Genomic DNA, 5,938 nt, shown 5'->3' with positions numbered 1-5,938 from the left:
TGTTAAAACTTTTCGGACAGGCTCTTTTTTTATTGCTTGTCGTGCTACGACTCGTGCTACGACCTAATTACCATATTGTAGTATCATCTCTACAAAGGCAGGGGCTTGGTGAGAATCGAAGAGCGTTTGCTTTGTATCGAGAGTGGCTATTTGGCTCATATCCTCTGCTGAGAGTTGGAAGTCAAATACATTAAGGTTTTGTTCCATACGCTCCTTGCGCACCGACTTAGGAATGCAGATAATATCGCGTTGCAAGAGATAGCGTAAAGCTACTTGGGCAGCACTTTTCTGATACTTTTCACCAATAGCATTAAGAGTAGGATTGGCAAAGAAATCGTTTTTACCTTCGGCAAAAGGTCCCCACGACATTAGTTTGGTGTCATATTTCTTCATTAGTTCTTGGAGGGCTTGCTGTTGGTGGAATACGTGTGTTTCCATTTGGTTTACAGCAGGTTTTATCTCGCAGTGGTATGCCAAATCGAGGTATCTATCGGCATAGAAGTTGCTCACCCCAATAGCGCGTACTTTGCCCTCTTTGTAGGCTTCTTCCATAGCGCGATAAGAGCCATAATAATCGCCAAAAGGCTGGTGAATGAGCAAGAGGTCTATATAGTCCGTTTGGAGTTTGCTCAAAGAGGTTTCGATAGAGGCTTTTGCCTTTTCATAGCCTGCATTGCTTATCCACACTTTGGTAACGATAAAGAACTCTTTGCGGTCGATACCACTTTTCTTAATGGCATTGCCTACGCCCTCTTCATTTTTGTAGATCTGGGCGGTATCAATCATTCGGTAGCCTACCGAAATAGCATCGCTTACGCAACGCTCACATTCTTTAGGGTCTACTTGGTATACACCGTAACCCAATAGGGGCATTTGTACCCCGTTGTTTAATTGGATATTTTTCATTTGTAATTTTTATTTTGTTAATTGAGTATATTCTTTTTCAGTTACAGGTTCTTTCCATTCGGTTTTAGCTTTTTGCACATCCATTATAGCCAAATGGGCAAACCAACTTTGAGCGGTAGCCCCGTGCCAGTGTTTTACCCCTGCAGGAACTACTACTACATCGCCTTTTTGCAGTAGTTGGGCAGGCTTGCCGTACTCTTGATACCAACCTGTACCCTCGGTAGCCAAGAGTATTTGTTCGGCACTATGCACGTGCCAATCGTTGCGGCAAGATGGTTCAAAAGTAACATTGGCAACCAATATGTTGTTTTTCTTATCGGGGGCAACCAATACATTCAAATAGCTTTTACCAGAAAAGTGCTTGCTGTTTTCGGGGGAATTAGCCTCTCCAAGTTCAAAGATATATCCTGCACTGCCATGGCTTGGGTCGGCAGCGATTTCATTAGCGTAGACTTCTTTGGCAGCAAGGAAAGCACTCCACGCCTTAGGCCAGCCCGCATAAAAGGCAATATGAGTAATCATCTCGGCTATTTCATCTTTGCTGATGCCGTTTTTCTTGCCCTCGGTAAGGTGCGACTTGATAGTAAATTCAGGTGCCCCACTCCCTATTAGGGTAGCGATGGTTATCACACTGCGATCACGTGGAGAAAGTTTCCCTTCACGACTCCACACTTGTCCAAAAAGAACATCATCATTGAGTTCAGCGAATTTAGGTGCAAAATCGCCGAGGTGGTCTCGTCCAGCAGTTTGTTTTTTAGCTTCTTTTTTCATTGTATCTTGTTGTTTTACTTGAGCACTCATCGCTACTGTTAAGAGTAGCATTGCAAAGGTAATAATTTTTTTCATACGATTTTAATTTGCTAATTTCTTACTTTCTAACTATTTGTAGATATATTCAAAAACTTCTTGGTTATTGAGGTCTTGAAACATAAAGTGGGTATTGTCAGAGATGCCTGCCTTAGGCAAATCGATAACTTTGCAATCACCTCCGTTGGCATTGATCACTTCAGCAAATTTGTAAGCCAATTCGCGCACACCACTCCAGAAGTTTTGAGCGGGTAGCTCGGCAGTCTTATCGAAATAGGCTAACGTTAGGGTTCTTTTCAAGGGTTTTGATTACTTCGGTAGCCAAAGAACCTGTAGCACCTATAACGAGTACTTTTGTCATAATATTTGTGTTTTTTTTAATTCTGGTGCAAAGGTACAGCGGTTTTGCCAAAGGATTGTTACACAAAAGTCGGTAGTTTTTACAAATTTTTCTATCTTTGTCGCATTATGAGTATTGATAACAAAAATATCATTATTGAAGACAATCTTCACCGCTTGGGTAGTGAGGAGTTGCGACATTGTATAGCCCACGTGCTGTGCGAGGCGGGTAGTTATGTTTTTCAGTATAACGGAGAAAATTTTACGCTTGAAGCTGGACAAACGATGATTATCCCTTATCAGCAGTTTATAGAGGCTGTTGTGCCCTCACCCTACTTGCAAGCTACTTGTATCTACCTCACCCCTGAATATGCCGAATATTGTAGTCCGCGTAGCAATTACGGTATACGAGGGGCGTTGGCGCTGTTTGCTAACCCTATTATGTCTCTCACCGAAAAGCAATTTACCCAATTGCAATGCGATTTTCAGCAAATAAAACACCGACTGACAGATACCACTCACGATTTTCAAGAGGAAGTGCTACACAGTGCGGTGCAAATGCTTATTTTAGATTATTTTGATATTCACACCTCGCTGTTTGGGAAGCAGAAAATAACCTTTCAGGATAACGATCTTATAGTGCGTTTTATGGCATTGTTAGAACAAGAAGAATATGTGCAACATCGCGAAGTGGGCTATTATGCCGATAAGCTTTTTGTCTCGCCTAAGCATCTATCGGAAGTATGCAAGCAGGTGAGCGGGCGCAACGCCCTCTTTTGGATTAACCGCTTTACTACCATACATATACGAAGACTGTTACAGCAAAAAACGCACTCTATTACCGAGCTCACCGACCTTTTTGGTTTTTCATCTACCGCTTACTTCTCTCGCTTTGTACAACAACATTTAGGGGTAAGTCCGAATGAATTTTATCAGTAATAATAAACTCCCCGTGTGGTATGTATCACGCAGGGAGTTTATTTTTGTAGCTACAGAAGCTTACTATGGTAATTTTGGACCTTTCCATCCCCTGGTTACTAAAACATATTGAAAATAGTCAGTAGTATATTTACCTTCCTCAGGCGTTATCTTTCCCATAAGGAAACTAATAGGTGATTTGAAACCAACAACATCTTGACAGTGTGCATAAGGAGAATCTTTACTGTTGAGCTTGTAAAGCACTATTGAAGGATTCCCAGAGGCTTCTTTGAAATTTTCTGCATTTGTGAAATAGGAGATAGGCCCATCGCAGTTTGCCCAAGAAATCATCTCGTTAGGGCTCGTTGGCATACCCAAACCTTTTGGAAGATACATTTCTGAATCGAAAGGACGATGCATCACAGAAATCACCGTATAATCTTTCTGTTTTAGAAGAGTAGCAAAACATTTTCTCCCGTTGTATTTTTCCTGATAGATATGTCCGCTACCCAAAGAGCAATAATAGTTTCTTTTTGTATCACTCACACTATCTAACTGCTTGATAGTTAAATCAAAATTACTCATCATAACACTATCGCGATTGTGCTTAAAGGCTTCTTGTTTACCTAAAAGTCCATAAACTCGTATCTTTTGATCCTTTGGTAGTGTTTGATTATAGTTATAAAGTATCTTCCATTTTTCAAGATACTCCTGTGTTTGGCGCTGCGGGATATTCTCTTTAAGGTTGTTGAAGTGTTGTTTCAATAACGTTTCATCAGGAGTGTCAGTATTTAGGTATTGATTCAGAAGTTCAGCATCTTCAGTAAAAAATTCATTAAAATAATCAGTAACTCCAAACTTTTTGTTCAGGTATATCAAAAGTTGAGCGTCAAAAAGCTGTGTCTTCGCAAATCCGTGAATCTCACCAAACATAAACACAGTAGGTGTATTAACCTCTGTGAATAATGTTGTATCGGAGATTGTGCATTCTGGCGGTAATATTATGCTATTAGCTTTAAGGTAATTTACTTTTTCTTCACTAATATTACCACGAAGGAAGAACCCATAAATAAAGAAATACGCTATGGGCAATACGGTTAAGAGCAAGAAAATAACAAGGATAGTAAGTAGTATTTTCTTTATTACTTTTTTCATAACATAACTATTTAGTTAATAAATATAAACACACAAGAATCTAAGTAAAAAGAATCTCATTTCCTTAAATTCACAACAAAAGTACAAAATTAATTTTAATGAATAGATAATTAATGAGTATTTTTTTGTACAACAACATTTAGGGGTAAGTCCGAGTGAGTTTTTTTATTGCCTGTCGTGCTACGACTCGTGCTACGACCAATTATCTTATTGCTTCAATCATATTATCTACTCGTAGTTTTTCGAGGATATTTTGGCGGTGGCGGTTTACGGTATGTATGCTGATGTTCAGTTTTTCGGAGATTTCTTTGCTAAACATTCCCTCTTTGGCAAGGGCAAGTATTTCTCTCTCTCGCGGAGTGAGCAGGACATCGGTAGCGGTTTCGATAGTGAAAGGTACCACTTCATCGGTAAGGCAGTTTTTTATCTGAAAACGCACTGAAGTGTTTGCCGATTGCTCGGGTGCGAGGTCTATCATACCCATTACAAGAAAATTGTCGTCTTCAAAGGCTAATAGGCGCGTTTGGTAAATCATTCGTATAAACTTCCCTTTTTCTAATACTCTCAACTCATAGATGTATTTGTAAGCCAACTTTTCTTCTTCGGGGAGTGTGTCTAAAAACTCCCATACTTTCTTATCAATTCTTCTTACCACCTCTAAATCATCGGGATGTACCAAATTTTCAATATTGAGCTCTTGAGGCGGTTCAATATATTCGGTTACATAATAGTAATGCCCGAATCTATCCAATAGAAAAACGGCAAAACAACCTGCTTGTTCCAAGATTTTCATATAAGAAATGTATTCTTGGGCTATTTCCTCTATGCTTTTATCGGTTGTCATCTTAAAAAATGGTTATTATTCAGTATTGTGTAGTGATGCGCACCGGCGTAATTTTGCGCCAAAGATAATCAAATATTTTTAAAAGATGAAGCATCAAGCACGAACTATTAGGAATTTATGTATTTTTATTCTCGTAGCCCTCAGTTGTGGTTGGGTGGGCGTATGGGTAGATGCTCTTACGGGCGAAACGACAGGTGATTTTAGCGATACTAGTAATGGTACTAGCGGAATGGGTATTTTTATAGTTGCCCCGCTGCTTACTTGGCTTGTGTTGCGCGTTTTTATGGGCGATGGTTGGCGCGATGCAGGATTGCGGCCGCTTATCAAGAAAAACTTGCGTTGGTATGGGGTGGCAACCCTTATTTACCCTGCGGTGATTGCCGTTACCCTGCTTATAGGGGAGCTTTTGGGCTGGTTAGATGTGCAAATCCGGTGGACGGACTATCTTGCGGGCTTTGGTATTTTTGTAGTAGTGGAATTTGTAAAGAATTTCTTTGAAGAATCGTCGTGGCGAGGGTATCTTACCGCCCGTTTGCTCAGTTTAAATATTAAAGATGTGTGGCTCTACCTCATTGTGGGGGTAGTGTGGTGTTCGTGGCATTGGCCTTACTTTTTCTACTTCATAAAACCTGAACAGATATTTGCCGTATTCCCTTACGATAAGGTTACTTTTTGTATCATGGCATTGGTGTGCTGCACCTCGTGGACGGTGATGTATACCGAACTTTTCCGCCTTACAAAGTCGATATGGCCTGGGGTGTGGATGCACGCTATTGAGGATACCACTATCAACAGTTTGATATACGATAAGCATATTTTTATAGAAACGGGCAAACATATACTCATTTCGCCAGTTTCGGGGATTATTCCTTGTCTGCTGTACCTTGGCGTAGGTTTATGGCTGAGGAAGTTACGAATGACGAAAGACGAATGATGAGAGACGAATGACGAGAGACGAATGACGAGAGA

7 protein-coding genes are annotated in these 5,938 nt (G+C 40.4%); 2 read left to right on the top strand and 5 right to left on the bottom strand.

Going from position 1 to position 5,938, the window contains the following annotated elements; all coding sequences use genetic code 11:
• Positions 1-63: 63 nt before the first annotated feature.
• From HMPREF9073_RS08610 to HMPREF9073_RS08600, 3 genes are read right to left on the bottom strand one after another with little or no spacing between them, the layout of a single operon-like run.
• The gene (locus HMPREF9073_RS08610) at positions 64-906 is read right to left on the bottom strand and encodes an aldo/keto reductase (RefSeq protein ID WP_009750964.1); all 843 of its coding nucleotides are present in this window, start codon (positions 904-906) and stop codon (positions 64-66) included.
• A gap of 9 nt (positions 907-915) precedes the next feature.
• Entirely contained in the window at positions 916-1,752 is an 837-nt protein-coding gene (locus HMPREF9073_RS08605) for a carboxymuconolactone decarboxylase family protein (protein WP_009750963.1), read from the bottom strand.
• Positions 1,753-1,785: 33 nt separating this feature from the next.
• Positions 1,786-2,013 (bottom strand): hypothetical protein, encoded by a 228-nt coding sequence (locus tag HMPREF9073_RS08600; RefSeq protein WP_009750962.1) that lies wholly within the window; start codon positions 2,011-2,013, stop codon positions 1,786-1,788.
• Between the two features lie 168 nt (positions 2,014-2,181).
• On the opposite strand from HMPREF9073_RS08600, the gene HMPREF9073_RS08595 reads away from it, so the two are divergent.
• Entirely contained in the window at positions 2,182-2,991 is an 810-nt protein-coding gene (locus HMPREF9073_RS08595) for a helix-turn-helix domain-containing protein (protein WP_009750961.1), read from the top strand.
• Positions 2,992-3,054: 63 nt separating this feature from the next.
• Here HMPREF9073_RS08595 and HMPREF9073_RS08590 read toward each other — a convergent pair whose 3' ends face one another.
• Both HMPREF9073_RS08590 and HMPREF9073_RS08585 read right to left on the bottom strand, forming a co-directional pair.
• Positions 3,055-4,125 (bottom strand): hypothetical protein, encoded by a 1,071-nt coding sequence (locus HMPREF9073_RS08590; RefSeq protein ID WP_009750960.1) that lies wholly within the window; start codon positions 4,123-4,125, stop codon positions 3,055-3,057.
• A gap of 202 nt (positions 4,126-4,327) precedes the next feature.
• The gene (locus HMPREF9073_RS08585) at positions 4,328-4,969 is read right to left on the bottom strand and encodes a helix-turn-helix transcriptional regulator (RefSeq protein WP_009750959.1); all 642 of its coding nucleotides are present in this window, start codon (positions 4,967-4,969) and stop codon (positions 4,328-4,330) included.
• Between the two features lie 85 nt (positions 4,970-5,054).
• Here HMPREF9073_RS08585 and HMPREF9073_RS08580 point away from each other — a divergent pair, with 85 nt between their 5' ends.
• Positions 5,055-5,903, top strand: a complete 849-nt coding sequence (locus HMPREF9073_RS08580) for a CPBP family intramembrane glutamic endopeptidase (RefSeq protein ID WP_009750958.1) — start codon at positions 5,055-5,057, stop codon at positions 5,901-5,903.
• Positions 5,904-5,938: the final 35 nt, after the last annotated feature.

Source organism: Capnocytophaga sp. oral taxon 326 str. F0382, assembly GCF_000318295.1.
GTDB classification, from domain to species: domain Bacteria; phylum Bacteroidota; class Bacteroidia; order Flavobacteriales; family Flavobacteriaceae; genus Capnocytophaga; species Capnocytophaga periodontitidis.
Note: the sequence above shows the minus strand (reverse complement) of the source record. Positions and strands in the feature narration are given on the sequence as shown.

Excerpts from the sequence above, each read along its gene's own strand:
- HMPREF9073_RS08610 (WP_009750964.1), bottom strand. The coding sequence starts at position 906 with ATGAAAAATATCCAATTAAACAACGGGGTACAAATGCCCCTATTGGGT.
- HMPREF9073_RS08605 (WP_009750963.1), bottom strand. The coding sequence starts at position 1,752 with ATGAAAAAAATTATTACCTTTGCAATGCTACTCTTAACAGTAGCGATG.
- HMPREF9073_RS08595 (WP_009750961.1), top strand. The coding sequence starts at position 2,182 with ATGAGTATTGATAACAAAAATATCATTATTGAAGACAATCTTCACCGC.
- HMPREF9073_RS08590 (WP_009750960.1), bottom strand. The coding sequence starts at position 4,125 with ATGAAAAAAGTAATAAAGAAAATACTACTTACTATCCTTGTTATTTTC.
- HMPREF9073_RS08585 (WP_009750959.1), bottom strand. The coding sequence starts at position 4,969 with ATGACAACCGATAAAAGCATAGAGGAAATAGCCCAAGAATACATTTCT.
- HMPREF9073_RS08580 (WP_009750958.1), top strand. The coding sequence starts at position 5,055 with ATGAAGCATCAAGCACGAACTATTAGGAATTTATGTATTTTTATTCTC.